Origin of the sequence: Thermithiobacillus tepidarius DSM 3134 (assembly GCF_000423825.1) — a bacterium.
Taxonomy (GTDB): Bacteria; Pseudomonadota; Gammaproteobacteria; order Acidithiobacillales; family Thermithiobacillaceae; genus Thermithiobacillus; species Thermithiobacillus tepidarius.
On record NZ_AUIS01000003.1, the window covers coordinates 223,945 to 249,897 of the forward strand.

General features: G+C 68.5%; 20 protein-coding genes. 12 read left to right on the forward strand and 8 right to left on the reverse strand.

Features of this window, described 5'->3' with window-relative positions; genetic code table 11:
- Positions 1–741 (reverse strand): TorF family putative porin, encoded by a 741-nt coding sequence (locus tag G579_RS0101160; protein ID WP_028988732.1) that lies wholly within the window; start codon positions 739–741, stop codon positions 1–3.
- A gap of 299 nt (positions 742–1,040) precedes the next feature.
- On the opposite strand from G579_RS0101160, the gene G579_RS15105 reads away from it, so the two are divergent.
- From G579_RS15105 to G579_RS0101205, 9 genes are all read left to right on the forward strand, one after another.
- Complete coding sequence (locus tag G579_RS15105; RefSeq protein ID WP_038017405.1) at positions 1,041–2,279, forward strand: FAD-dependent monooxygenase; 1,239 nt, start codon at positions 1,041–1,043, stop codon at positions 2,277–2,279.
- Entirely contained in the window at positions 2,266–3,456 is a 1,191-nt protein-coding gene (locus G579_RS0101170) for an FAD-dependent monooxygenase (protein ID WP_028988733.1), read from the forward strand. The genes G579_RS15105 and G579_RS0101170 overlap by 14 nt, the downstream gene beginning before the upstream one ends.
- A 20-nt stretch (positions 3,457–3,476) precedes the next feature.
- A complete protein-coding gene (locus G579_RS15110) occupies positions 3,477–3,812 on the forward strand; it encodes an accessory factor UbiK family protein (protein WP_051180675.1) in 336 nt (111 codons plus the stop codon).
- A 10-nt stretch (positions 3,813–3,822) separates the two neighbouring features.
- Positions 3,823–5,337, forward strand: a complete 1,515-nt coding sequence (locus G579_RS0101180; protein ID WP_028988734.1) for a YifB family Mg chelatase-like AAA ATPase — start codon at positions 3,823–3,825, stop codon at positions 5,335–5,337.
- A 223-nt stretch (positions 5,338–5,560) separates the two neighbouring features.
- Positions 5,561–5,905 (forward strand): DUF5132 domain-containing protein, encoded by a 345-nt coding sequence (locus G579_RS15115; RefSeq protein ID WP_051180676.1) that lies wholly within the window; start codon positions 5,561–5,563, stop codon positions 5,903–5,905.
- On the forward strand, positions 5,902–6,396 hold the full coding sequence (locus tag G579_RS0101190; RefSeq protein ID WP_028988735.1) for an HMA2 domain-containing protein: 495 nt from the start codon (positions 5,902–5,904) through the stop codon (positions 6,394–6,396). The genes G579_RS15115 and G579_RS0101190 overlap by 4 nt, the downstream gene beginning before the upstream one ends.
- A gap of 191 nt (positions 6,397–6,587) precedes the next feature.
- Entirely contained in the window at positions 6,588–7,625 is a 1,038-nt protein-coding gene (locus G579_RS0101195) for an apolipoprotein A1/A4/E family protein (protein WP_211218619.1), read from the forward strand.
- Between the two features lie 2 nt (positions 7,626–7,627).
- Positions 7,628–8,605 (forward strand): magnesium transporter, encoded by a 978-nt coding sequence (locus tag G579_RS0101200; RefSeq protein WP_028988737.1) that lies wholly within the window; start codon positions 7,628–7,630, stop codon positions 8,603–8,605.
- Positions 8,606–8,771: 166 nt separating this feature from the next.
- Positions 8,772–9,164 (forward strand): HMA2 domain-containing protein, encoded by a 393-nt coding sequence (locus tag G579_RS0101205; protein ID WP_155989689.1) that lies wholly within the window; start codon positions 8,772–8,774, stop codon positions 9,162–9,164.
- Positions 9,165–9,180: 16 nt separating this feature from the next.
- Here the strand turns inward: G579_RS0101205 and G579_RS0101210 are convergent, their stop codons facing one another.
- From G579_RS0101210 to G579_RS0101235, 6 genes are all read right to left on the reverse strand, one after another.
- Positions 9,181–9,411 (reverse strand): DUF3562 domain-containing protein, encoded by a 231-nt coding sequence (locus tag G579_RS0101210; protein WP_028988739.1) that lies wholly within the window; start codon positions 9,409–9,411, stop codon positions 9,181–9,183.
- Between the two features lie 17 nt (positions 9,412–9,428).
- Positions 9,429–10,622 (reverse strand): methionine adenosyltransferase, encoded by a 1,194-nt coding sequence (gene metK / locus G579_RS0101215; protein ID WP_028988740.1) that lies wholly within the window; start codon positions 10,620–10,622, stop codon positions 9,429–9,431.
- On the reverse strand, positions 10,619–13,654 hold the full coding sequence (locus tag G579_RS15125; protein WP_211218620.1) for a cation-translocating P-type ATPase: 3,036 nt from the start codon (positions 13,652–13,654) through the stop codon (positions 10,619–10,621). The genes metK and G579_RS15125 overlap by 4 nt, the downstream gene beginning before the upstream one ends.
- A 120-nt stretch (positions 13,655–13,774) precedes the next feature.
- Positions 13,775–15,454, reverse strand: coding sequence for a cation:proton antiporter (locus G579_RS0101225; RefSeq protein WP_028988741.1), 1,680 nt, complete (start codon positions 15,452–15,454; stop codon positions 13,775–13,777).
- A gap of 100 nt (positions 15,455–15,554) precedes the next feature.
- Positions 15,555–18,239 (reverse strand): cation-translocating P-type ATPase, encoded by a 2,685-nt coding sequence (locus G579_RS0101230; RefSeq protein WP_051180677.1) that lies wholly within the window; start codon positions 18,237–18,239, stop codon positions 15,555–15,557.
- Positions 18,214–19,227, reverse strand: a complete 1,014-nt coding sequence (locus G579_RS0101235; protein WP_051180678.1) for a sodium:calcium antiporter — start codon at positions 19,225–19,227, stop codon at positions 18,214–18,216. The genes G579_RS0101230 and G579_RS0101235 overlap by 26 nt, the downstream gene beginning before the upstream one ends.
- A gap of 323 nt (positions 19,228–19,550) precedes the next feature.
- On the opposite strand from G579_RS0101235, the gene G579_RS0101240 reads away from it, so the two are divergent.
- On the forward strand, positions 19,551–19,913 hold the full coding sequence (locus G579_RS0101240; RefSeq protein ID WP_028988744.1) for a restriction endonuclease subunit S domain-containing protein: 363 nt from the start codon (positions 19,551–19,553) through the stop codon (positions 19,911–19,913).
- A 192-nt stretch (positions 19,914–20,105) separates the two neighbouring features.
- Here G579_RS0101240 and G579_RS0101245 read toward each other — a convergent pair whose 3' ends face one another.
- Positions 20,106–21,401 carry a hemolysin family protein gene (locus G579_RS0101245; RefSeq protein ID WP_028988745.1) on the reverse strand — a complete coding sequence of 432 codons (1,296 nt, stop codon included), beginning with the start codon at positions 21,399–21,401 and terminating at the stop codon, positions 20,106–20,108.
- Between the two features lie 324 nt (positions 21,402–21,725).
- Here G579_RS0101245 and G579_RS0101250 point away from each other — a divergent pair, with 324 nt between their 5' ends.
- Both G579_RS0101250 and G579_RS0101255 read left to right on the forward strand, forming a co-directional pair.
- Positions 21,726–24,512 (forward strand): ribonucleoside-diphosphate reductase subunit alpha, encoded by a 2,787-nt coding sequence (locus G579_RS0101250; protein WP_230973766.1) that lies wholly within the window; start codon positions 21,726–21,728, stop codon positions 24,510–24,512.
- Positions 24,513–24,624: 112 nt separating this feature from the next.
- Positions 24,625–25,782 carry a ribonucleotide-diphosphate reductase subunit beta gene (locus G579_RS0101255; RefSeq protein WP_028988747.1) on the forward strand — a complete coding sequence of 386 codons (1,158 nt, stop codon included), beginning with the start codon at positions 24,625–24,627 and terminating at the stop codon, positions 25,780–25,782.
- Positions 25,783–25,953 lie beyond the last annotated feature (171 nt).

The following is a 25,953-nucleotide window of genomic DNA, read 5'->3' on the forward strand; positions in this document are numbered from 1 at the left end:
CTAAAAGCTCAGATTCAACCCCAGCCAGGCGTTGTTTTCGAGATCGTTGCCGAAGGCATCCTTGCCGCCGAAGGTATAGTTCACGCTCATGGCGGAGCCCTTGACCGGCAGCGGATGGCTGAGGCTCACGGTGGCGTCGGTGAAGCTGCTGGATTTGGTGCGCCCGCTGATGAACCTGGTGTCGTCCTTGTTGAAGAAATACATGCCCGCATTGGCGCCGAGAGTGAAATCCTGCGACAGGGGGAAGCTGCCGGCCAGATTGACGTAGACGTCGCCGGCGCTGGTCCAGGCCGCGTCCTGCAGGGCGTAATAGACGTTGAGGACGGCCGGCCCGTAGGACAGCTTGCCGTTCAGCTCCACCGTGTTGTTGTCATCGATGGACCGGCTGCCGGTGTACAGATAGCCGATGACCCCCAGACCGTAGCCGAAGTCGCCGACCTTGCCGCCATAGCCGAGAATCAGGTCGTTTTCCAGGCCGCCACCGCCGCCCACGGGCAGATCGCCGTAATCCACGCTGGAGCCCCAGTAGCTGAGCGAAAGCCCGCTTGCGTGGCTGTAGCTCAGGCCGCCCTGCACCGCCACCGCCCGGCCCACGTTCTGGCTGATGCCGCGGAAGATGTAATCGCTGACCACGCCGACATTGCCGCTGATCTCGGCGCTGGCCGGCAGGGCACAGCCCAGCAGTACGGCACCCAAAGTGGGTAAAGCGAGAGTCTGGATCTTTTTATTGAACGGACGCATGTAATTCCTCCTGATCATGTAAAGCAAGATGTAAAGCAAAAAAGTGCCGGAGCGCTGCCGACATGACCAAAGCACAAGCCATGCCAGCATTTTTAATTCATATGTTTCAATATCTTACAAAAAATCCTGAGGTGCCGGGCCGGCCAATGCCGCCGGCATGCCCCGAACTGGTGCAGGGAGCGGGGCGGCCAGACCTTACCAGGATTGGCCTTGCATCAGAACTTGTGCTATCAATGCCGTAAAGAAAAACCAATGTTTCCCCGGTCCGCGGGTGAGCTTCGCCTTCAGTGGAGTGGTGCATGGCAGAAACGATGCAGGTGGATGTCGCCATACTCGGCGCCGGGCCGGTGGGCCTGAGCCTGGCGCTGGCGCTGGCTGACAGCCACCTGAGCGTGGCCCTGCTGGACACCTTTCCCGCACCGCGCGCCGCCGTGCCCGCCAGCGCGCCCGAACGCACCATCGCCCTGTCGCTGGGCAGCAGCCGCATTCTCGCCAGCCTGGGCGTCGCCGCTTACCTGGACGACGCCGCGCCCATCACTCACATCCAGGTATCCCAGGCCGGCCTGAGCGGCGTGGTGCGTCTGGATGCCGGCCTGCTGGGGGAAAGCTTCCTCGGGCAGGTGGTGGAGTTGGACCGGGTGCGCGCGGCCATTGCGCATGCCCTCCCCGCCAGCACCAACTTGGTGCAAATGGCGACCGGCCCGCTCCAGGCCCTGCAGCAGCACGGCGACGCAGTGGCGGTGCACAGCGCCAAGGGCGTGGTGCGCGCGCAGCTGCTGGTGGGGGCGGATGGCGGCCAGGGCGGGCTCGCCCCGCTGGCGGGGCTGGCGCGGCTGGGTTGGGACCACAACCGCTATGCCTGCATCGCTTCCGTGAAGACCGCGCGCGCGCCGGCCGGCATCGCCTACGAGCATTTTCTGCCGAGCGGCCCCCTGGCCTTCCTGCCCTTCACCGAAGATCGCTTTTCCATCGTCTGGAGCCTGACGCCGAGCGAGGCGGCGCGCCTGCAGACCCTGGACGATGCCGGTTTCCTGGACCAGCTGAACCGGCATCTGCCGCCGGGCCTCGGGCGGGTGGTCGCCACCGGCCCGCGCGCGCAGCTGCCGCTCGGTTTCCAGCGCCTCCTCGCGCGGCCGGACCGGCGCCTGGCCCTGATCGGCAACGCCGCCCAGACCCTGCATCCGGTGGCGGGTCAGGGCTTCAATCTGGGCTTGCGCGATGCCGTCACCTTGGCGGCCATGCTCAAGGCCGCCGCCGAACGCGGCGAGGACATCGGCGGGCCGCTCCTCCTGAGCCGCTATCTGGCCAGCCGACGCTGGGACGCCGTTCAGGTCATCGGCTTCACCGAGGGCCTCAACCGGCTTTTCTCCAGCGACTTTCTGCCCCTGCAGCTGGCCCGCGCCGCCGGCCTGGCCGCCCTGGAGCGCCTGCCCGGCCTCAAGCGCCAACTGGCCGCCAGGGCCGCCGGCTTGGCCCTGCCCGCCGCCAGCCACACCCCGGCCCTGACGCCCTCCGGAGACCGCCATGCACTACGCTGAGATCCAGCCCGACGTGGTGGTGGCCGGCGGCGGCATGGTCGGCGCCGCCTTGGCGGCGGCCCTGGGCGACACCCTGCTGCAAACCCGGGTGGTGGAGCTGCGCCGGCGCGAGCAGGTCGAGGCCGCCGACCCGCTGGAGCGCGCCAGCCTCATCGCCGAGGGCTCGCTGCGCTTCCTGCGCGGGCTCGGCGTGCCGGTGGACGAACTGGGCACGCCGGTGCAGCGCATGCGCGTCTGGGACGCGGAGCGCTTCGGCACCATCCAGCTCGACGCCGAGGAGGTGGGCGCCGCCGAGCTGGGCCGCATCGTGGAGAACCGCAAGCTGGAACAGGCCCTGCACCGCGCCCTGGCCGGCCGCGGCAACGTGCAGGTCCACTACGGCGCGCAGGTGCGCGACCCGTGGTTCCTGGAAGACGAGATCGCCGTGGAGGTGGACGGCCAGCGCTGGCATACCCGGCTGCTGGCCATTGCCGAAGGCCGTGAATCGGCCCTGCGCCGCGCCCTGGGCATTCCCACCCTGCGCAGCGACTACCAGCAGCTGGGCATCATCGCCACCGTGCAGGTGGAGCGGCCGCACCAGTGCGTGGCCTACCAGCGCTTTCTGCCCAGCGGCCCGCTGGCGCTGCTGCCCTTCTCCCCGGCGCCGGACGGCGGCCCGCGCTGCTCCATGGTCTGGAGCGCCCGCGCGCCGGTGGCGCGCACCCTGATGGACCTGGAGGATGCGCAGTTTCTCACCCGTCTCAACGAAACCTTCGGTCCGCAGCTCGGTCGTATTCATGGCATCGGCCCGCGCGCGGCCTTTCCCTTGAGCGCCCTGCACGCCGACAGCTACATCGGCCGCCGTAGCGTGCTGCTGGGCGACACCGCCCATGGCGTGCACCCGCTGGCCGGCCTGGGCGTCAATCTGGGCCTGCGCGATGCCGCCTGCCTGGCGGAGCTGGTCAAGGACGCGGCGCGGCGCGGCGATGACTGGGGCGAACGGCGGCTGCTGCGCCGCTACGAGACCCTGCGCCGCCCGGACAACCTGGCCACCCTGGCGGCCACGGACGGAATCAACCGCCTCTTTTCCAACGACATCGCCCCCGTGGCCTGGCTGCGCGATCTGGGCATGCTCGCCACCCAGGTGGCCTTGCCCGTGAAGCGCTTCCTCATCCGGCAGGCCATGGGCATCCAATAACTCGACAAGGAGCCAACACCATGATCAGGAACACCCTCATCGACGAAGTGGTCCGCGGCATTACCGAAACCGTGGTGAAGCTCGGCGCGGTCAAGGACGACGTGGAAAAACAGGTTCGCGCCACCATCAGCGCCAATCTGGACAAGCTGGATCTCGTCAGCCGCGACGAATTCGAGGTGCAGCGCATGATGGTGACGCGCCTGCGCGAGCGCTTGGAAGCGCTGGAAAAGCGGGTGGCCGCCTTCGAGGAGGGCGCGCCCAAGAAGAGCAGCGGCAAGCGCCAGGCGCAGCAGGCCGAGACCCACGCGGCCGGCGCCGCCGAGCAGTGGGCCAACGACGAGCCGGCCAAGGACTGAGCACCCGCGCATGGCATTGGCCATCGTCCACAGCCGGGCGCTCACCGGCATCCATGCCGCGTCGGTGACCGTCGAGGTGGACCTGGCCGCCGGCCTGCCCGGCTTCACCGTGGTCGGACTGCCGGAAGCCGCCGTCAAGGAAGCCAAGGACCGGGTGCGCGCCGCCATCCACAACAGCGGCTTCGAGTTCCCGGCCAAGCGCATCACCGTCAACCTGGCCCCCGCCGATCTGCCCAAGGAAGGCGGGCGCTTCGACCTGCCCATCGCGCTGGGCATCCTGGCCGCCAATGGCCAGGTCCCGGCCACGCACCTGCGCGATTGCGAGTTCCTGGGCGAGCTGGCGCTGGACGGCACCCTGCGGCCCGTTCGCGGCGCGCTGGCCGCCGCGTTGGCGGCGGGCCAGGCCGGCCATGCCCTGCTGCTGCCCGCCGCCAGCGCCCCTGAAGCCACCCTGGCCGGCTGCACCCCGGTCTTCGCCGCGACCAGCTTGGCCCAGGTCACGGCCCACCTGCGCGACTTGGAGCGCCTGGATCCCTGCCCGCCCTACGCGGCGGAGGCGCTGGCGGCCGGCTATCCCGATCTGGCCGAAGTGCGCGGCCAGGAGGGCGCCAAGCGCGCCCTGGAAGTGGCCGCGGCCGGCGGCCACCACATTCTTTTCCTCGGCCCGCCCGGCACCGGCAAGACCATGCTCGCCAGCCGCCTGCCGGGCATCCTGCCGCCGCCGGCGCGCGAGGAGAGCCTGGAAATCGCCGCCATCCACAGCACCCGCGAGCACGGCTTCGACCCCGCCAGCTGGGGCCGGCGCCCGTTCCGCTCGCCGCATCACAGCGCCAGCAGCGTGGCCCTGGTGGGCGGCGGTTCGCAGCCGAAGCCCGGCGAGATTTCCCTGGCCCACCACGGCGTGCTCTTTCTCGATGAGCTGCCCGAATTCCCGCGCCAGGTGCTCGAAGTGCTGCGCGAGCCTCTGGAAACCGGGGAGATCCACATCTCCCGCGCCGGCCGCCAGGCGCAGTTCCCGGCCCGCTTCCAACTGGTGGCGGCCATGAACCCGTGTCCCTGCGGGCACCTGGGCGACCCGCGCCACCACTGCCGCTGCACCCCGGCGCAGGTGGCCCAGTACCGCGCCCGCCTGTCCGGGCCGCTGCTGGATCGCATCGACATCCAGATGGAAGTGCCGGCGCTGCCGGTGGAGGCCCTGCACGGCCAGGCACCCGCCAGCGCGGAAAGCAGCGCTACCGTGCGCGAGCGCGTGATGCGCAGCCGGGCGCGGCAACTGGCCCGCCAGGGCAAGGCCAACGCCCTGCTCGGCCCGGAGGAGATCAGCGCCCACTGCCAGCCCGACGCCGCGGGGCAAAAGCTCCTGGACGCCGCCCTCGCCCGCCTCGGACTCTCCGCCCGCGCCTACCACCGCATCCTCAAGCTGGCCCGCACCATCGCCGACCTGGCCCAAGCCGAGTCCATCCACGGCGCCCACGTGGCCGAAGCCATCCAGTACCGCCGGCTGGACCGGGCCGCGGCGGCCTGAGCACCACCACGCAATCGTCAATTTTTTGACGGTCTTAGGACTTTGGTCCGCCTTGTCCCTGGCCCCGATCGCCTACACTACAGGTGTGCTCGACGACCGAGGGCGTCGCCCGATGCACGGAGAGGCCGCAGAGGCCCCTCCCTCCCTGATACCCGATCGAGCCCTCACCCATTCCCGGCACTCTGCCCGTCCACTTCGGACGCCTGAAAGAAAGGAGATTTTCATGGCTATCATCGAAGACATGTTCAAAGGCGGCAACATCGTCACCGGGCTCGCCATCGGCATCGGCGCGGCGGTGATCGGCCCCATGCTCATGCCCGTGGTGCGCAACGTCGCCCGCCCGGTGGCCAAGGCCGCCATCAAGGGCGGCATCGCTGTCTATGACCGTGGCCGGGAAATGGCCGCCGAGGTGACCGAAATGGCTCAGGATCTGGTGGCCGAGACCAAGGCCGAGATGGCTTTCTCCGGCGAGGAGGCAGGCGAACAGGGCACCGAAGCCAAATCGGCGGGCCGGGGCACGCATGCCCAAAAGGGCGGGACCGAAGCCAAGCCGAGCCCCAGCGCATGAGCCTGCCGGCCGCCCACATCAGTCACCGCACCTTGCCGCGCATCCGCTTCAAGGTGCCGGCCAGGCGCGGTGACGCCGCCTATTTCGAGCGGGTGCAGGCGGAACTGGCCCAGGCGCCCGGCGTGATCGAGCTGCATACCAATCCCCTGACGGCCAGCGTGCTCGTCATCCACGACTCGGACGTGGATACCCTGACCCGCTACGCCGAGGACAAGCAGCTGTTCCATCTGGAAAGCCAACCGCAGGCGACTTCCTTCATGACCCGGCTGTCCGACAACTTCCGGCTCGTCAACGAGCGCGTCAGGAAACTGAGCGGCGGCGAGATGGACCTGCCGACCGTGGCCTTCCTGAACCTGGTCGGCATGGCCGTCGCCCAATTGCGCCGGGGCAACATCACCGCCCCCGCCACCACCCTGCTCTGGTACGCCATCAGCCTGGCGCTGCTGGTGATGCAGGCGCAACGGGGGGACAGGCAACAGACCGCCATGTAAAACGCTTCAGCCGGCGCCGGTGCGGCCCCGCATCGGCGCCGATCCCACGCCGCCTTCCGCACATCCGCTTCCCCTCCTACCCCGCCGTCCGGCGGCATCGTGCTCCCGTACCTGGACAAAAGCGACACCGGGCGCCATCTTAGACTATCTATCTCGAACAACGCCCACGTCATCCGCCGGAGCACGCGCCCATGGCATGGTTTGAAAAAGACATCAATCTCGCCCGACAGAATCTGGAGAAAGTCAGCCAGGCCGCCGTCGACCGGGCCGGCGAGCGGCTCGATGAAATCGTCAGCAATGGCATCGAACAGGCCGGCGAGGAATTGCAGCGCGCCATCAACAATGCCAGCCGGGAGCTGGACGGCAAGGTGGACCGCATCACCCAGGAACTGCACAGCCAGCGCGAGCTGGCCAAGGCGGACCTGCAGGAGCTGGTGGACTACTCCACGAACAGGCTGGGCGAGACGGCGGACGCGCGCATCCGCCTGGCCCAAAACGCCATCGACCAGGCCGGCGAGCGCTTCGATGCGGTGGTGCGCAACGGCATCGAACAGGCCGGCAACGCCTTCCAACGCGCGCTCACGGACGCCAGCCGCGAGATCGACGCCAAGCTGGAGAACATCTCCCGTGAAATCCACAGCCAGCGCCAGATGACCAAGGATGACATCAAGGAATTGGTGGATTACGCGGCGCTGCGCCTGGGCGACGCCGTGGACGAGCGCATCCAGCGCACGCGGGCGGAGCTCGCCGGCCTGGTGCGCGAGAAGATCGACGTGTTCAAGCACGAGATCGACACCTTCTTCATCCGCCGCCAGGAGGACCTGGCCCGCGAGCGGCGGCGCCTGGTGATCAACATCGGCATCGCCGTGATCGCCTCGGTCGTGATGGGCGCGCTCTCGCTCATGTACCACCGCGCCACCACCGGCCGCATGGACATCTTCGACGTGTTCCGCGTGGTCTTCATCTCGCTCACGGCGGGCTACGGCATCTACCTGGCCGTGCGCCTGGTGATGCGCTATCTGAAGATGACCGAGCACCGCAAGGATCTGGTCTTCTTCGCCATGCGCTACGTGGGCGTGCTGCGGCCGGAGAGCATCCTGAGCTACGTGGTGCTCCTGATCCTGAGCCTCATCATCCTGGGCGTGCTGCTCTTCCCGGACACGCTGCTGCAGTGGCTCGGCAGCGACACCACGCTGCACCGCTGGCTGGAACGGCTGCGGCGGCCTTAGGGATGGAGGCGCCCGAGCAGCGCAGCGCCGAGACGGCGGCCCGGCATCTGGTGCGGCGGGTCCCGCGGGCGCGGGCGCGGGACCGCGCCGGAGCGGTGCTCGCCGGCTTGGCGGGCGGGGATTACGACGCGGTGGACGCGGTCTATGTGGTGGACGAGGACGGCCGCCTGCAGGGCCTGGTGCGCCTTCGCGACCTTTTCGTCCTGCCGGCGGAGCGCCCGCTGGGCGAGGCGATGGATGCCCGGCCGCCGCACGTGCGGCCCGACGAGGACCAGGAGCGGGTCGCCGTGCTGGCCATCCGCCACCGGGTGGCGGCGGTGCCGGTGGTGGACGAAGGCGGGCGGCTGCTGGGCGTGGTGCCGGCCCAGGCGCTGATCGAGATCCTGCGGCGCGAGCACGTGGAGGACCTGCATCGGCTGGCGGGCATCCGCCGCGAAAACGACCAGGCGCGCAACGCCATGGAGGCGCCGCCGGCGCGGCGCGCGCGCGACCGCCTGCCCTGGCTCCTGGTCGGTCTCCTCGGCAGCATGATCGCCACTCTGGTGGTGTCCCGCTTCGAGCGCGTGCTGGAAGCTTACGTGGCGGTGGCCTTCTTCGTGCCCGGCATCGTCTACCTGGCCGACGCCATCGGCACCCAGACCGAGGCCATCGCCGTGCGCGGTCTGTCCCTGAGCCACGCGCCGCTGCGCCGCCTGCTGGGCGGCGAGCTGCGCACCGGGCTGCTCATCGGCCTGGGTCTGGGCGCGCTGATCTTCCCGTCGGTGCTGCTCGCCTTCGGCGACCTGCGCCTGGCAGTCAGCGTGGCCTTGGGCGTGCTGGTGGCCGGCGCCGCCGCCACCACCATCGGTCTGCTGCTGCCTTGGCTCCTGTCGCGCGCCGGCAAGGACCCGGCGTTCGGCAGCGGCCCGGTGGCCACCATCATCCAGGACGTGCTCAGCCTGCTGGTCTATTTCACCATCGTCAGCCTGCTGCTGATCTAGCGGCCGTTCGCTTCGGGTGTGGCCGCGCATCATCGCGAGCAAGCTCGCTCCTACGGCGGCCCGCGGCGCCCTGTGGCCGCGGCACGGCCCGTCGCCGCGTCATCAAACTGTAACATTGCCCTGCTTAAATAATGGGCAGAGATGATGAGCCAGGAGGATGGCCCAGATGCATTACATTCACGACACCCCCGGCAGACTGCGGATCAAGATCCGCGCCTTGAAGAAGAATGACAATGCAGCCCGCGGCTTCAAGGGCTTTCTGGAGGAACTGGACGGCATCCGCAGCGTGTGCGTGAACCTCACCACCGGCAGCGTCACCATTCACTACGACCATCAGCTCTTCGATGCCCGCGCCATCCTGCAGGCGCTGCAGCAGCAGGGCCTGCTGGAAGCGCCGTTGCCCGTGCCGGTCAAGGCGGCCGCCCGCTCCGGCGGCAATGCCGCCCTGGACCGCGCCGTCGGCCAGGCGGCCGAGACCCTGGGCAGGGCCGTGTTCGACCGGCTGATGGAAAAGGCGGTGGAGCGCGCCGCCATGGCGGTGATCGCCGCCGTGCTCTGAGCCGGGCGGGGCCGCGTCACCCGGAACGGTGTCCGTGCCGGACGGCCCGGATGTGCTCCTTGACGTTGTGGCTGATCAGGATGGACAGATAGTCCTTGATGTGGGCGCCCGGCTTGAGCTTGGCCAGCTCCGCTTCATAAAGGGAACACACCTCCTCGGCCGGCACGCCGCACTCCTGCGCCAGCATCTCGATGGCGTGCCAATGCTGATCCCGCTCGCTGTCGCTGTCGTACAAGCTGTTGTCCATGCAGTCGCTCCTTGTGCTCAGCCCGCCTCCAGCATGGAGGCTCGATCCGTGGCTTCCCACGGCAGGTCGAGATCCATGCGTCCCATCTGGCCATAGGCGGCAAGCTTGCGGTAAAAGCCGCCCTGGCGGAGGGCGGGCAGTTCTCTCAGATTGAACTGGCGGATGATGCCGGCCGGGCGGAAATCGAAGGCCGCCTGCACGCGCGCGCCGATGGCCTCGTCGGGCAGCCGGCCGGTGCCGAAGGTGTCCACCTGGACGCTGACCGGGCGGGCACGGCCGATGGAATAGCTGAGCAGCACTTCGCATTCCTCGGCCAGGCCGGCGGCCACCACGTTCTTGGCCGCGTAGCGGGCGACGTAGGCGCCGATCCGGTCGATGCGCGTCGGGTCCTTGCCGCTCAGCGCCGCCCCGCTGTGCCGGGAATACTCCCCATAGGTGTCGATGGCGTTCTTGCGCCCGGTCAGGCCCGCGTGCACCGCCGGGCCGCCGCTGCTGAACGGCTCCTCCGGATTGATGCAGATCTGCGTGCGCTCGTCCAGCCGGATGGGCTCATGCGCGAACACGGGCCGGATCACCAGCTCCAGCAGATCGTCCCGCAAGCGGGCCGGCGGCGGCAGCGGCGCACCGTTCCGGCTGGCGATCAGGGTGATGCTGTGGATGCGGTGCGGCTTGCGTTCCCGGAACTCGACACCCACCTGGCTCTTGCCGTCGGGCCCCAGGTAAGCCAGGCGCTTGTCCCGCCGCACGGCGGCAAGCTGCCGCGCCAGTTGGTGGGCCAGCCAGATGGGCAGCGGCATCAGGGCCGCGCTCTGGTTGCAGGCATAGCCGAAGACCGTGGCCTGATGATGTGCCGGCACCCGCTCGATCTCCGCCTCGCTCATCTCCCGCTCGTCCACGCGCCCGTCGCGGCCGGCGCCCAGCTCGTTGATGCTGGTCATGATGCTGCAGGTACGGGCATTGAACGCCGGCTGCTCATAGCCGACCTGCTGGATGACTTGGCGGGCCGCGCCGGGGATGTCCACGGCGGCGCGGGCGTCGAAGCGCGCCGCGATGAAGACGATGCCGGTGGCCACGGCGCACTCCGCCACCACCCGCGCCTGGGGATCCTGCTGCAGGAAGCGGTCGACGACGGCGTCGCTGATCTGATCGCAGAGCTTGTCGGGATGGCCTTCCGTGACCGATTCCGAGGTGAACATGAAATCCTGTTTCATGGGATCTGCCTCCCCGCGCGTGCTGGCGCGCTTCGGTTCGAGGGGGAAGCGCCCTGCCGGCGGCGCTGCCTCTTGCTGGTCTCGTTGACGAGGAAAGGCAGCAGCGCCCCGCCGCCGATCACCAAGGCATCGGCGGGCCGCATGGCCGCCATGCCCAAAAAACGCCGCAGGCCCGGCAGCAGGGCGGCCAGAAGCTGGGCGGCGAAGGAACCGCCCACGGCCAGGCGCAGAGAGGGATTGGGCGGCAACCGCTCGTGGTCGAAGACACTGTGGTTTTCCGAACGGTTGCTGATCGCCTGGAGAAATTGCGCCAGGGTCAGGCTCATGAAGGCCAGGGTGCCGGCCTGCGGCCCCGGGCCGTAGCGGTGTAGGCCGTAGCCGTAGGCGCCCAGGGTGCCGGCGCTGATCATGGCGGCCTCGAAGCCGATGCGCCTGAAATCCGCCCCCTGCACGAAGGGCTCGGCCGGATCGCGCGGCGGGCGCCGCAGCACGTCGGGCTCCGGCGCCTCCAGACTCAGGGCGAGCCCGGGGAAGATGTCGGTGACCAGGTTGATCCACAGCAGCTGCATGGGGCTCAGGGGCTGGCCCATGCCGGCGGCGATCGCGCCGGTCATGACCACGATCTCGCTCAGGTTGGTGGCCAGCAGGAAGTGCACGGACTTGCGGATGTTGTCGTAGATGGTGCGTCCCTGGCTGACGGCCTCGATCATGGTCTGCAGGTTGTCGTCCTCCAACACCACGTCCGCCACCCGGCGCGCCACGTCGGTGCCGGTGTGGCCCATGGCGATGCCGATGTCGGCGGCCTTGAGGGCGGGACCGTCGTTGATGCCGTCGCCGGTCATGGCCACCACCCGGCCGCTGGCCTGCAGGGCCTGGACGATCTGCAGCTTGTGGGCCGGGCTGACGCGGGCGAAGACGTGCACCCGCGGCGCCAGGGTCTTCAGCACTTCCGGAGCGAGGGCGGTGAGGGCGCTGGAGTCGAGGATCTGCAGCTCGCCCCCCCGGCTCAGGTCCACGCTGCGGCCGATGGCGTAGGCCGTGGCGCTCTGGTCGCCGGTGATGATGACCGTGTCGATGCCGGCGTCGTGGAAACGGCCGACGAGCTCGCGCACGCCGTGGCGCAGCGGGTCGGCCATGCCCACCAGGCCGAGCCAGACCAGGTCCTCGGTGACCACCGCATCCGCGTCCGTTTCCGCGTAGGCCACGCCCAGCACGCGCAGCGCATTGCCGGCCATGCGCTCGTTTGCCATCTCGATGGCCTGACGCGCGCCCTCGCTCAAGGACCGGCGCTCGCCGTCGCATACGTAGCAGCCGCACATGGCCAGCACTTCCGCCGGACTGCCCTTGACGGCGACCAGGCGCCGCCCATCCTGGCGCGCATGGACGGTACCCATGAAATTGCGGTGCTCGGCGCGGTATTCCACGTGCAGCCGGGGAAAATCTCGGCGCAGGCGCAGGACGTCCACGCCGGCGTCGAGCGCCAACTGCACCAGGGCGTTCTCGGTGGGCGAGCCGCGCAGCGCGTAGCCGCCGTCCAAGCGGCAGACCTCGCTTTCGTTGCACAGGACGGCCACGTGCATGAGGCGCATGAGCTCGTCGTTGAGGATGGGGTCGACTGGATCGCGGTCGAGCAGGAGTTCGCCCTCGGCGACGTCGAGGTCTCGCAGGCCGGTGTGAATGTCCACCACCGACATGCGGTTGAGGGTGATGGTGCCGGTCTTGTCCAGGCAGATGACCTGCATCGCCCCCAGGGCCTCCACGGCATCCAGATGGCGGATCAGGACCTGGTGGGCGCGCATCCGGCGGATGCCGAGCACCAGGGTGGTGGTGGCGACGGTGGGCAGGCCCTCGGGAACGGCGGCCACGGCCAGGGAAATGGCCGTCTTCAGCATCGGCAGGAAAGCGTAACCGCGCAGCAGACCCAGCCCGAAGACCAGGCCACAGACGCCAGCGCCCAGCAGCACCATGCGGTTGCCCATGACATCCAGTTGCTGCTCCATGGGCGTGGCCGGCGGCCGTGCCTCGCCGACCAGGGCCTGGATGCGCCCGATCTCGGTATGGCGGCCGGTGGCGACCACCACCGCCAGACCCTGGCCGCCGGTGACCAGGGTGCCCATGTAGACCATGTTCGCCCGGTCGGCCAGCGGCACGTCGCCGCGGCTCAGGCGCCCGGCCCGCTTGGCGGCGGGCAGGCTCTCGCCGGTCAGGGCGGACTCGTCCACGCTCAACTGCCGAGCCTCGATCAGGCGGGCGTCGGCGCCCACGTAGGCGCCCGGAGCCAGCACCAGGATGTCGCCCGGCACCAGTTCGTCGACGGGGATGTCCCGCGCTTGGCCGTCGCGGCGCGCCCGGGCCACGGGCCGGGTGACGCCGCTCAGGGCGGCGATGGTCTTCTCCGCCTGGCTCTCGGTCGCATAGCCGATGCCGCCGTTGATGAGCACCACGCCCATGATCACCAGGGCGTCGAGCAGGCCACCCGTGAACACCGACACCAGGGCGGAGGCGGCCAGCAGACCCACCGGCAGGGATTTGAACTGACCGGCGAGGATGCTGAAGCCGGAACGCGGCACCGCCTCCGGCAGCACGTTGGGTCCGTACTTCTGCAGGCGCTGCGCCGCGCGGGCACTGCCGAGGCCCAGGCCCGGATCGCTGTCCAGGGCCGCCAACGCCACCTCCGCTCCCAGGACATGCCATGGTTTCTCCGCCTGGGCGGCGCCGTGGCCGATGAGCCGGCGCAGCCGGCGGCCACCGGGAGCGGCGCCGGGTGCCGGGGTCGCCGCGCGCAGCAACTCGGCCAGCATGGCGGTGATCTCGTCCAGCGGGCGGCTGGGATCGAAAAGGACGAGCACGTTGCCGGTCAGGTCGCTGGCGGCCACATAGCGCACTCCCCGGCGGCCGGCCAAACCGGCCTCAACCACCTGCTTCAGCGGCGCCGAGCGCTGCAGTCCGGCGACCTTGTAGCGGGCGCGCCCCGGCACCGCCGTGTGGATCGGCCGGACCAGCGTCTCGGATTCCTGCACTGCGGCCTGCATGCGACCGATCCTCCTGGATACCGCGATCACTGCCCGCCCCGGTTGCGGCACGCGGCGGGCCTATTAAGGTAATCAGCCCACGGCCGCAGCATAATACGACTCAAGGACGATGCGCGGCCCTCAGCCGTGGTCGGAGAGATAGTCGCCGGGCACCTTGCCGCCCTCCAGGCCGTCCTGGCTGGACACGATCTCCGCGGCGAAGGCGGCGGCGTCCCGGAACGGCAGCAGCACCCGGTCGGCCCCCGCCGCGCGCAGGCGCCGTGCATCCGCTTCGGTATGCGCGGTCAGCACCGTCATGCCCTGGAAGCCCCAGCGCCGCAGCGCTTCCAGCAGGGCCAGATTCACCTCGGTGGAAGCCAGGGTGCTGACCACCCAGCGCGCCTCATGCAGGGGCAGGGTTTCCGGGTAGTCGGGGTCCTCGGCGTCGCCGAAGCGCACGTTGATGCCCAGGCGGCGGAAACGGCGCACCAGCTCCGGATCGAAGTCCACCCCCAGCACCTGGAAGCCCTTCTTCTGCAGGTCGTCGGCCAGCAGCCAGCCGTAGCGGCCGAGGCCGTAAATGATGATGTCCACCGGCCGCTCGCCCGGCAGGACGTGGCCGCCCTCCTCCGCCTCGCGTTGGGGCCGGCGCCGCTCGAAAACGACCAACCAGGGGTCGAGCCAGCGGTACAAATGATGGGAGTAGAGGATCATGTAGGTGGACAGGGTGATGGTGATGAGCCCCACCAGGGTCACCAGCCCCACCGCCTCGGGCAGCACCTGCCCCAGGCTCACGCCCAGGGCGATGAAGACGAAGGAGAACTCGCTGATCTGGGCGACGGTGAGGCCGGCCAGGAAGCCGGTGTGCCTGCGGTAGCCCATGTAGCCCATGATCGCCATGACGATGAGTGGATTGCCGATCAGCACGAAGAGCGACAGCGCCACGGCCGCCGGCACCTGGCCGCCGATGGTGGCGAAGTCCAGCTGCGCCCCCAGCTCGATGAAGAAAAAGAGCAGCAGAAAGTCGCGCAGGCTGGTCAGGCGCGTGCTGATCGCCTCCCGATAGGGCGTGGAGGCGAGCGAAAAGCCCGCCAGGAGCGCGCCCACCTCCTTGCTGAAGCCGAGCATGTCGCCGAGGGTCGCCAGCACCGCGCCCCAGGCCACGGCGACGATGAGCAGCAGCTCGCCCGAGCGCGCCAGCAGGTGCAGGACGCGGGGCAGCACGTAGCGCATCAGGAGCAGGATACCGATCACCACCGCCGCCAGCTTCAGCGGCAGCCACAGCAGCCCGTTGTCCGCCGCCGGCGCCAGGCCCGCCCCCAGCACGCTCAGCACCATCATGGCCAGGGCCACGGCGATGTCCTGCACGATGAGAAAGCCCATGGCGATGCGTCCATGCAGGGAGTCGATCTCGCGTTTGTCGGACAGCAGCTTGACGATGATAATGGTGCTGGAAAAGGTGAGCGCCACGGCCACGTAGAGCGCGGTCAGGGGCGGCATGCCCAGGGCCAGGGCCAGCGCAAAGCCGAACACGGTGGTGAAGACGATCTGCCCGAGCCCGGTGGCCAGCGCCACCGGCCCGAGATTGCGCACCAGCCGCAGGTCGAGCTTGAGGCCGACCACGAAGAGCAGGACGGTGATGCCCAATTCGGCCAGCAGCTCGATGGGGTCGCTCGTCACCACCCAGCCGAGCACCGCCGGGCCGGCGATGATGCCGGTGGCGATGAAGGCGACCAGCAGGGGCTGGCGCAGGCGCACGGCGACGGCGCCCGCGAGCGCGGCGAGCAGGAGCAGACCGGTCAATTCGTAGTAGATGCTCACGCACGTCCCCGGGTGAGATGGGCCGCAGGCAGGCGCGGCGGCCGCGCGCCTGCCCTCCTATAACCTTAGTCCGAAAAAACCCGCAAAGACTCCCGGCCCCTCAATCGGCGTTGCGGTACAAAAGCCCGCGGCGCACCAGCCACTTCTCTCCCTCCACCGCGAAGAAGACCACAGTCGACAGCACCAGGCACAGGATCAGCTCCGCCGCGCTCAGCGGCGCGGTCTTGAAGATGGGGTTGAGGGCCGGCACGTAAAGGGTGGCCATCTGCAGCACGAAGGTGAGCAGCACCGCGCCCAGCAGCCAGCGGTTGGACAGCAGCCCCTGGCGGAACAGGGACTCGCGCTCCGAGCGGATGGCCAGCACGTGTCCCATCTGCGACAGGGTCAGCACGGTGAAGGCCATGCTCTGCCAGTTCTCGGAGCCCTGGTGGTAAGCCCAGGCCAGGGTCAGCAGCGTCACGCCGCCCATGAGCAGGCCCACCCACAGCATGTGCTGCCACATGCCGTGGGCGAAGATGCTCTCCTGCGGCGGGCGCGGCGGGCGCTGCATGACGCCCTTCTCCTCCGGCTCCGCAGCCAGGGCCAGGCCCGGCAGGCCGTCGGTCACGAGATTGATCCACAGGATGTGGATGGGCAGCAGCGGAATGGGCAGCCCCAGAAAGGGGGCGAGAAAAAGCGTCCAGATCTCGCCCGAGTTGCTGGTCATGGTGTACTTGATGAACTTGCGGATGTTGTCGAAGATGCGCCGGCCCTCGCGCACGGCGCTGACGATGGTGGCGAAGTTGTCGTCCAGCAGCACCATGTGCGCCGCCTCGCGCGCCACCTGAGTGCCGCCGCGCCCCATGGCCACGCCGATGTCGGCGGCGCGCAGGGCAGGCGCGTCGTTGACGCCGTCGCCGGTCATGGCCACGAACTCGCCGCGGTCCTGCAGGGCCTGGACGATCTTGATCTTCTGCTCGGGGTTGACGCGGGCGTAGACGCGGATATGCTCGACGCGCGCCTCGAAGTCGGCCAGCGGCAGGCGCGCCAGCATTGGTCCGGTGATGACGCCGTCGTCATCGTCCGCCGCGACGATGCCCAGGCGCCGGGCGATGGCGCGCGCCGTGGCCGGATGATCGCCGGTGATCATCACCGGCGTGATGCCGGCGGTCCGGCACAAGGCCACCGCCTCCGCCACCTCCGGCCGCGGCGGATCCATGAGCCCCACCAGCCCCAGGAAGGTGAGCGCCGTCTCCACGGCCTCCGGGTCGAGCGTCGCGGGCCGCGCCGGCAGCGTCCGGTACGCCACCGCCAGCACCCGCAGGCCGTCGGCGGCCAGGCGCTCGGCCTCCGCCAGCACCGCCGCTCCATCCACGGGCCTGGCGCCGTCCGCCGTCAGCGCCTGCGTGCAGCGCGGCAGCACGCGCTCAGGGGCGCCCTTGACGTAAACCATGATGCCTGTGTCCGCCGGATGCAGCGTGCTCATGCGGCTGCGCTCCGAGTCGAAGGGCAGCTCGGCGACGCGCGGTGTCTCGCGTTCCAGGACGGCCTTGTCATAGCCCGCTTGGGCGGCGGCTTCGAAGAGGGCCAGCTCGGTCGGGTCGCCCAAAAGCGCCCCACCCTCCCCGCGCACGGCGTCGTTGTTCAGGGCCAGGGCGCGGAGCAGCAGGGGCCAGGGCCCGCCCCCCGCCGGTGCGGCCGCCGGCACCGTCCGCCCGTCCACGTGGAAGGCCTCCACCCGCATGCGGTTCTCGGTCAGGGTGCCGGTCTTGTCCGAGCAGATGTAGGTCACCGAGCCCAGGGTCTCCACCGCCGGCAGGCGCCGGATCAGGGCCTGCTTGCGCACCATCTTGCGCGCGCCCAGAGCCAGCGCCACCGTCACCACCGCCGGCAGCGCCTCGGGAATGGCCGCCACCGCCAGACTCACGGCGGTCATGAACATCAGCACCGGCGGCTCGCCGCGCAGGAGGCCGACGGCGAAGAGAATGGCGCTGATGGCCAGCACCACCAGCGCCAGGCGCCGGCCGAAGCGGGCCAGGCGCTTTTGCAGCGGCGTCTTGATCTCCTCCGCGCCATGCAGCAGGGCGGCGATGCGGCCGATCTCGGTGGCCATGCCGGTTGCCACCACCAGACCCGTCCCGCGCCCGTAGCTCACCAGCGTGCCCTTGTAGGCCAGGTTGCGGCGATCGCCGAGGGGCAGCTCGCGCTCCGCGAGCGCCGCGACATGCTTTTCCACCGGCTGCGACTCGCCGGTCAGGGCCGCCTCGCCCAGCTTGAGCTGCGCCGCCTCGGTGAGGCGCAGGTCGGCCGGCACCACGTCGCCGGCCTCCAGCAGCACCACATCGCCGGGCACCAGCGCCGCCGCCGGCACGCTCAGCACCTGCCCGCCGCGCCGCACCCGCGCCGCCGGCGCCGCCATTTGCCGCAGGGCCGCCACCGCCCGCTCCGCCCGGTACTCCTGCACGAAGCCGATGACGGCGTTGAGCACCACGATGACCACCACCGCGATGGTGTCCTGGGGCTCGCCCACGATGCCGGAGATGACGGCGGCGGCGATCAGCACCAGGATCATGAAATCAGCGAACTGGGCCAGGAAGATGCGCGCCGGCCCGCGTCGCCGCTGCTCCTCGATTTCGTTGGGGCCGGTCGCCTCCAGCCGCCGCGCCGCCTCGGCGGCGTTCAGGCCGCGCGCGGGATCGGTCTGCAGGCGCGCCGCAACCGCCCCGGCATCCAGCAGATGCCAGGACTCGACCGCCGCGCCCGTGACATCTTCCGCCCGCTTATTCGCCGTAGAGGTAAAGGACATAAGCGTTCAACAGATACAAAGAGAGGAGAAAGAGACTGGCCCAGCCCACGTTCTTGAGAAAACGCGGGCTCGCGGGGTAGAGCAGGCCGACGATGGCCACGCCCATCATCATCATGGCCGACAGCACGGACACGGCGTGTATCGGCGACACAAGGGACAGCAGGGGACCCTGCAGGAAAAACACGTCATCGACGGCCACGATGACGAGATTGAACAGGATGCTGCCGAACAGGTTGCCGATGGCCATGTCCAGCGCACCCAGGCGCAATGCGGCGACCGTCACCGCCAGCTCGGGGGTCGTGGTAGCCAGAGCGATGAAGAAGGTACCCACGAAGGTGCGATGCCAACCCATGGCCGTGGCCATAGCCTCGCCCAGAAAGGGCAGGCCGGCACCGACGCCGATCACCAGGAGGGCAGCAAATGCGTAGCGGCGGGTGGCCTGCGCCATCGTCAGATGCGGGTAGCGCTCGGCCACCTCGGAGGAAAAGGCGGCCATCTGCTGGCGCTCGTAGCGGTACACCGTGCGCATTGCCACCAGATAAATGATCAAGATCGCCGGCGAGTAGAAGCCCACATGCCCAATCGCCCAGACTGCGCCGCTGCCGGCCAGCAGCAGGTTGAAGCCGATGAAGCCGATGAGGATGACACCGAAGCCCGCAGACAGGACGTGCCCCCGGCTAGCCCGGGTATAAACGGACTCTCCGCGCTGGAGGAAATCCAGGAGCACGATCAGCGCCAAATTGAAAACGCAGGCGCCCAGCACATTGCCCAAAGCAATGTTCGGTGCCCGCGCCAGCGCCACCGCGCTAACTCCCGTGATCAGCTCCGGCAGGGAGGTGACGGTGGCCAGGAGCACGAAGCCGATCCAGGTGCCGCTCAGGCCTGTCTTCTCAGCGATCACATCGCCGTAGCGGGACAGCGTGTAGCCGGCCATGCCGACGACCAGCACGGCCGTGGCAAAGAGGGTCCAGATCAACGCAGGCAGCAAGGCACTCCCCTTGTGAACGGCACACGGAAAGGCGCCTTGCGGGCGCCTGACCGGGTCCAGTTAAGCACAGGGCCGCCGGAGCGGCAAGGCGCCAAGGGCCGCGTCCCGCCGCGGCGCTTGGAGTCGCCGCCCTTATTGCTTAGACTATCCGGTGCATGCAGCCCGCCGACCGCACCGCAGGCATGCCCCTGACCGGGAACCCTCCGGAATGCCGGGAAAGTGCCGTTAAAACACGGATGGCCCGCCCGCACCGGGACGGCTGCCGGAGCGGGCACAGAAGAACTCATATCGAGGCAGGCGCCAAGACGCCCCCAGGGAGTGAGATGGAAGTCGATATCGCCATCCGCGATGCCGCCGGCAGGATGCAGACCAAGCGGGTCTCCTGGCTGCCCAAACGGGCCAGCGACGGCGTCCATCTGGCCGGCGTGGTCATCCACACCCGTCCCGAGGTGGTACAGTGGATCTCCGGCGACGTCATGCAGCGGGTCCTGCGCGATCTGGAAAGCAACTACGCCATCGGCCATTTCCTCAACATCCAGAAGGGCACCATCAACATCGCCATCACCAAGCTCAGTTCCACCGAGCCCGCGGCCATAAACGAACTCCTCGCCACCCTGCGCGCGCTGGAGGACAAGATCCGCGCCCTGGAGGAAGCACTGCAGAGCTTGGAGGCACACGCGCCTTGATGTGGGCTGAGGCCAGCAGGATGGGCTTGCGAGGGCCGATGGGTGTTGCAGTTTGTAGCTTGGGCTGAGTACCGCCAAGCCCAACGGATGCAGGAGCGGAGCGGGTTGCGCCCGAAGACTTGCCGATCGGCACAGTGGATCGCCACTGAATCGCGAGCCAGCCCGCCCCAACCCTCAAAACGCAGCCCCCGCCTACCCCGTCCCTTCCTCCCGCGGCGGCGTCACCAGCACCTTGTCCACCCGGTGATCGTCCATGTCCACCACCTCGAAGCGCAGTCCCTCCCAGGTGAAATGCTGGCCCACCTGGGGCACGCGGCCCAGCTGGCTCATGACGAAGCCGCCCAGGGTCTGGAAGCCGCCCTCGGCCAGCTTGCGGGTACGGAAGATGGCCTCGAAGTCGTCCATCAGCAGCATGCCGTCCAAGAGCCAAGAGCCGTCCTCGCGCTGCACCGCCTGCGCCTCGCCCAGGTCGCGGCTGAGCGGCACGCTGCCGACGATGGATTCCAGGATGCCGTTCAGGGTGAGCATGCCCTGGATCTCGCCGTACTCGTCCACGATCAGGGCCGCGTCCACGCCCGATTGCTTAAAGAGCTCGAAGGCGTTGACGGCGAGCGTGGTCTCGGGGATGAAGAACGGGTGCTGCAGCGCCTGGCGCAGGTCGAAGGCCCGGCCCTCCATGCACTGGGCCAGCAGGTCGCGGGCGCGCACCACGCCGAGCAGTTGGTCCAGGCTGCCGTCGCCCACCGGATAATGGGAGTGCAGGGTGCGGGCGATCTCGCGGCGGCTCAGCTCGGGCGCATCCTGCACGTCCAGCCACACCAAGTCCGGCCGCGGCGTCATCAGCGCGCTCACCCGCCGGCCGCCCAGACGGAACACGCCCTCCACCAGCTCCCGCTCCATCTCCTCGAAGATGCCCATGCGCGCACCCTGCTCGACCATGATGCGCACCTCCTCCTCGGTCACGCTCGGCTCGGTCGGCTGCTTGACGCGCAGGAGCCGGAACACGAAATCGGTAGACAGGCTCAGGAAGCGCACCACCGGATGGACCGCGGCGGACAGCGCGCGCATGGGCCGGGCCACCGCCGCGGCGATGCGCTCGGGATTGTTGAGCCCCAGGCGCTTGGGCACCAGCTCGCCCAGGATCAGGGTCAGATAGGTGATGACGGCCACCACCAGTGCCAGGCTGATGCCTTGGCTGTAGGGCGCCAGCGCCGGGAAGATCGCCAGGTAGACCGCCAGGCGCTCGGCGATGGTGGCGCCGCCGAAGGCCCCGGCCAGGATGCCCACCAGCGTGATGCCCACCTGGATGGTGGAAAGAAAGCGGGTCGGCTCCTCGGCCAACGCCAGGGCGGCACGGGCCTGTTCGCTGCCCGCCTCGGCCCAGTGCTGGAGCCGCACCTTGCGCGCCGACACCAGGGCGATCTCGGACATGGCCAGCACGCCGTTCAAGAGGATCAGCAGCACGATCACCAAGAGTTCGAAGGCCATTCTCTCCTCCCAGCCAAGCCGTGACTCTCCCCTATTATGCGCGCAACGCCCCCCGGCATCACCGCCGCGCTTCCGTCTTTCGCCGGGGTTTTCACCAAGTTTTCTAAGCGCGGATCGCGCCTGCTTTTTTCCGACTTATCCACCGGATGTGCACGCTTCGCCCACCGCTATTCCACCATGCATCCACCGCGATATCCACAATATGTAGTATGCCTTGACAAAACTTTCCCCTATATCTATTACTCTAACGGTCAAGATCTGCTACACTGCTTCGCAACGGAAACACCCCAGGAGGATACAATAATGAGCCGACCCAGCAGCGCCATGCCGTTCCAGGACACCCCCGCCGATACCGCCGCCTACGCCAACTACAAGGTGATCCGCCGCAACGGCGGCGTCGTGGCCTTCGAGCCGAACAAGATCGCCGTGGCCATGACCAAGGCGTTCCTCGCCGTCGAGGGCGGCACCGGCGCGGCCAGCGCGCGCGTGCGCGACGTGGTGGCCCGGCTCACCGAGCAGGTGGTGCAGGCCCTGCTGCGCCGCCAGCCCGGCGGCGGCACCGTGCACATCGAGGACATCCAGGACCAGGTGGAGCTGGCGCTGATGCGCGGCGGCGAGCACGAAGTGGCGCGCGCCTACGTGCTCTATCGCGAGGCCCGCGCCCGCGAGCGCGCCGAGGCGGCCAAGCTGCAGCCCAGCGAGGCCCCCGTCCTGCGCATGGTCCTGCCCAACGGCCAGCAGGTGCCGCTGGACCAGGCGCGCCTGCGCACCGTGGTGGAGGAAGCCTGCGCCAATCTCGGCGACGCCGTGTCCGTGAGCACCATCCTCGACGCCACCCTGCGCAACCTCTACGACGGCGTGCCCGAGGAGGAGGTCTTCAAGTCCGCCATCCTCTCCGCCCGCACCCTGATCGAGCGCGACCCGGCCTACGCCTACGCCACCGCCCGCCTGCTGCTGGACCACATCCGCCGCGAGGTGCTGGGCGAGGCCGTCACCCACGCCGAGATGACCGCGCGCTACCCCGAGTACTTCGCCGACTACATCAAGGCCGGCATCGAATACGAACTGATCGACCCCAAGCTCGGCCAGTTCGACCTGGACGTGCTGGGCGCCGCCCTCAAGCCCGAGCGTGACCTCAATTTCCAGTATCTCGGCCTGCAGATCCTCTACGACCGCTACTTCATCCACAAGGACGAGCGCCGCATCGAGCTGCCCCAGGCCTTCTGGATGCGCGTCGCCATGGGCCTGGCGGTCAACGAAATCGACCGCGAGGCGCGCGCCATCGAGTTCTACGAGGTGCTGTCGAGCTTCGACTTCGTCAGCTCCACGCCGACCCTCTTCAACGCCGGCACCCTGCGCCCGCAGCTTTCCTCCTGCTTCCTGACCACGGTCTCGGATGACCTGGACGGCATCTACGACGCCATCAAGGAAAACGCCCTGCTGTCCAAGTTCAGCGGCGGTCTCGGCAACGACTGGACCCCGGTGCGCGCCCTCGGCGCCTACATCAAAGGCACCAACGGCAAGAGCCAGGGCGTCGTGCCCTTCCTCAAGGTGGTCAACGACACCGCCGTGGCCGTGAACCAGGGCGGCAAGCGCAAGGGCGCGGTCTGCGCCTACCTGGAGACCTGGCACCTGGACATCGAGGAATTCCTGGAGCTGCGCAAGAACACCGGCGACGACCGCCGCCGCACCCACGACATGAACACCGCCAACTGGATCCCCGACCTCTTCATGGAGCGGGTCATGCAGAACGGCGAGTGGACCCTCTTCACCCCCAACGAGGTGCCCGAGCTGCACGACCTCTACGGCCCGGCCTTCCGCGAAGCCTACGAGCGCTACGAGCGCATGGCCGACGAGGGCCTGATCAAGCGCTTCAAGCGCGTCTCCGCCGTGGGCCTGTGGCGCAAGATGCTGACCATGCTCTTCGAGACCGGCCACCCCTGGATCACCTTCAAGGATCCCTGCAACCTCAGAAGCCCGCAGCAGCACGCCGGCGTGGTGCACAGCTCCAACCTGTGCACGGAGATCACCCTGAACACCTCCGACAAGGAGACGGCGGTCTGCAACCTGGGCTCCATCAACCTGGTCGCCCACGTGGACGAGGACGGCATCAACCTGGACAAGCTGGCGCGCACCTGCCGGGTGGCCATGCGCATGCTCGACAACGTCATCGACATCAACTACTACGCCATCAACAAGGCGCGCAACAGCAACCTCAAGCACCGGCCGGTGGGCCTCGGCATCATGGGCTTCCAGGACGCCCTCCTGAAGCTGCGCATTCCCTACGCCTCCGACGAGGCGGTGGAGTTCGCCGACTACAGCCAGGAGGCCGTGAGCTACTACGCCATCCTCGGCTCCAGCGAGCTGGCCCGCGAGCGCGGCGCCTACGCCAGCTACCAGGGCTCCCTGTGGAGCCAGGGCATCCTGCCCCAGGACAGCATCGAGCTGCTGGCCCGGGCGCGCGGCGACTACCTGGAGATCGACCGCTCCAGCCGCCTCGACTGGAGCCAGGTACGCGAGCACATCAAGGCCTACGGCATGCGCAACAGCAACTGCCTGGCCATCGCGCCCACGGCCACCATCTCCAACATCGTCGGCGTGAGCCAGAGCATCGAGCCCACCTACCAGAACCTCTACGTGAAATCGAACCTCTCGGGCGAGTTCACGGTGCTCAACGACTACCTGGTGGAGGACCTGAAGGCGCGCGGCCTGTGGGACGAGGTCATGGTGCACGACCTCAAGTACTTCGACGGCTCGGTCATGCCCATCGACCGCATCCCGGCCGATTTGAAGCCCCTCTACGCCACCGCCTTCGAGGTGGACCCCAAGTGGCTGATCGAGGCGGCGGCGCGCCGGCAGAAGTGGATCGACCAGGCCCAGAGCCTCAACCTCTACTTCGCTCAGCCTTCCGGCAAGAAGCTGGACGAGACCTACCAGCTCGCCTGGCTGCGCGGCCTGAAGACCACCTACTACCTGCGCTCCCTGGGCGCCACCGCCGCCGAGAAGTCCACGGTCAACGCCTCGACCCTGAATGCGGTGCAGGCCGCCCCGGCCGAGCCCGCGCCCAAGGTCTGCTCGATCCTGGACCCGGACTGCGAGGCCTGCCAGTAAGCGCCGCGCAACGAGAAATGTAGGAGCGGGCTCGCCCGCGATCGGCCGCCTACCCCTCTCCCGCCGGAGAGGGCCAGGGGCCCCATAAAGAACAGAATCAAGGAGAGGAAAAATGCTGAGCTTCGACGACGTCATCCCCAGCCCCAAGCGCGCCGCCGCCCCGGCCTACGCCGATCCGGCCGTGCCCGAGCCGGTGTCCGAGTTCGCGCCCGCCGCCCCGCTGGCCAGCGTCAGCGTGCGCGCCGAGAGCGACCGCCGCATCAACGTGGACGACAAGCGCATCATCAACGGCCACGCCGACGTCAACCAGCTCGTGCCCTTCAAGTACCAATGGGCCTGGGACAAGTACCTGGCCGGCTGCGCCAACCACTGGATGCCCCAGGAAATCCAGATGTCCCGCGACATCGCCCTGTGGAAGGACCCGCGCGGCCTGACCGAGGACGAGCGCCGCATCGTCAAGCGCAACCTCGGCTTCTTCGTCACCGCCGACAGCCTCGCCGCCAACAACATCGTGCTCGGCACCTACCGCCACATCACCGCCCCCGAATGCCGCCAGTACCTGCTGCGCCAGGCTTTCGAGGAAGCCATCCACACCCACGCCTACCAGTACATCGTCGAGAGCCTGGGCCTGGATGAAGGCGAGATCTTCAACATGTACCACGAAGTGCCCTCGATCCGGGACAAGGACGAGTTCCTCATCCCCTTCATCGACACCCTCACCAACCCCGACTTCAAGACCGGCACCTTCGAAGCCGACCAGGAGCTCCTCAAGTCCATCATCGTCTTCGCCGGCATCATGGAAGGCCTCTTCTTCTACGTCGGCTTCACGCAGATCCTGGCCCTGGGCCGGCAAAACAAGATGACCGGTGCCGCCGAGCAGTACCAGTACATCCTCCGCGACGAGTCCATGCACTGCAATTTCGGCATCGACCTGGCCAACACCATCAAGCTCGAAAACCCCCAGCTCTGGACCCCCGAGTTCCAGGCCGAGATCATCGAGCTCTTCAAGACCGGCGTCGAGCTTGAGTACCGCTATGCGGTGGACACCATGCCCCGCGGCGTGCTGGGCCTCAACGCCCAGATGTTCCACGACTACGTCCGCTTCATCGCCAACCGCCGCCTCCAGCAACTCGGCCTCCCGGCCCAGTACCCGGGCGTCAGCAACCCCTTCCCGTGGATGAGCGAGATGATGGACTTGAAGAAGGAGAAGAATTTCTTCGAGACGCGGGTGACGGAGTATCAGACGGGGGGGGCGTTGAGCTGGGATTGAATGGACTTGCAATCTAGTACGCAACGCCATATGACACCTAATCCGGCAGGGATGGAGAAACCCAACGTTTCAGGCGCGCTACAAAACTATCATTCGCGGCCTCGCGCGCCCGGGCAATGGCCGGCGTGAGTGGCATGTTACGGGCAATGGCAGGTGGCCGAGCTTTGGCAT

Bases quoted from the DNA above. Each gene is read 5' to 3' on its own strand.
- G579_RS15105 (WP_038017405.1), top strand. From the start codon at position 1,041: ATGGCAGAAACGATGCAGGTGGATGTCGCCATACTCGGCGCCGGGCCG.
- G579_RS0101240 (WP_028988744.1), top strand. From the start codon at position 19,551: ATGGAAGTCGATATCGCCATCCGCGATGCCGCCGGCAGGATGCAGACC.
- G579_RS0101255 (WP_028988747.1), top strand. From the start codon at position 24,625: ATGCTGAGCTTCGACGACGTCATCCCCAGCCCCAAGCGCGCCGCCGCC.
- G579_RS0101245 (WP_028988745.1), bottom strand. From the start codon at position 21,401: ATGGCCTTCGAACTCTTGGTGATCGTGCTGCTGATCCTCTTGAACGGC.
- G579_RS15110 (WP_051180675.1), top strand. From the start codon at position 3,477: ATGATCAGGAACACCCTCATCGACGAAGTGGTCCGCGGCATTACCGAA.
- G579_RS0101230 (WP_051180677.1), bottom strand. From the start codon at position 18,239: ATGTCCTTTACCTCTACGGCGAATAAGCGGGCGGAAGATGTCACGGGC.
- G579_RS0101195 (WP_211218619.1), top strand. From the start codon at position 6,588: ATGGCATGGTTTGAAAAAGACATCAATCTCGCCCGACAGAATCTGGAG.
- G579_RS0101205 (WP_155989689.1), top strand. From the start codon at position 8,772: ATGCATTACATTCACGACACCCCCGGCAGACTGCGGATCAAGATCCGC.
- G579_RS15115 (WP_051180676.1), top strand. From the start codon at position 5,561: ATGGCTATCATCGAAGACATGTTCAAAGGCGGCAACATCGTCACCGGG.
- metK (WP_028988740.1), bottom strand. From the start codon at position 10,622: ATGAAACAGGATTTCATGTTCACCTCGGAATCGGTCACGGAAGGCCAT.
- G579_RS0101160 (WP_028988732.1), bottom strand. From the start codon at position 741: ATGCGTCCGTTCAATAAAAAGATCCAGACTCTCGCTTTACCCACTTTG.
- G579_RS0101210 (WP_028988739.1), bottom strand. From the start codon at position 9,411: ATGGACAACAGCTTGTACGACAGCGACAGCGAGCGGGATCAGCATTGG.
- G579_RS0101190 (WP_028988735.1), top strand. From the start codon at position 5,902: ATGAGCCTGCCGGCCGCCCACATCAGTCACCGCACCTTGCCGCGCATC.
- G579_RS0101180 (WP_028988734.1), top strand. From the start codon at position 3,823: ATGGCATTGGCCATCGTCCACAGCCGGGCGCTCACCGGCATCCATGCC.
- G579_RS0101250 (WP_230973766.1), top strand. From the start codon at position 21,726: ATGCCGTTCCAGGACACCCCCGCCGATACCGCCGCCTACGCCAACTAC.
- G579_RS0101200 (WP_028988737.1), top strand. From the start codon at position 7,628: ATGGAGGCGCCCGAGCAGCGCAGCGCCGAGACGGCGGCCCGGCATCTG.
- G579_RS15125 (WP_211218620.1), bottom strand. From the start codon at position 13,654: ATGCAGGCCGCAGTGCAGGAATCCGAGACGCTGGTCCGGCCGATCCAC.
- G579_RS0101170 (WP_028988733.1), top strand. From the start codon at position 2,266: ATGCACTACGCTGAGATCCAGCCCGACGTGGTGGTGGCCGGCGGCGGC.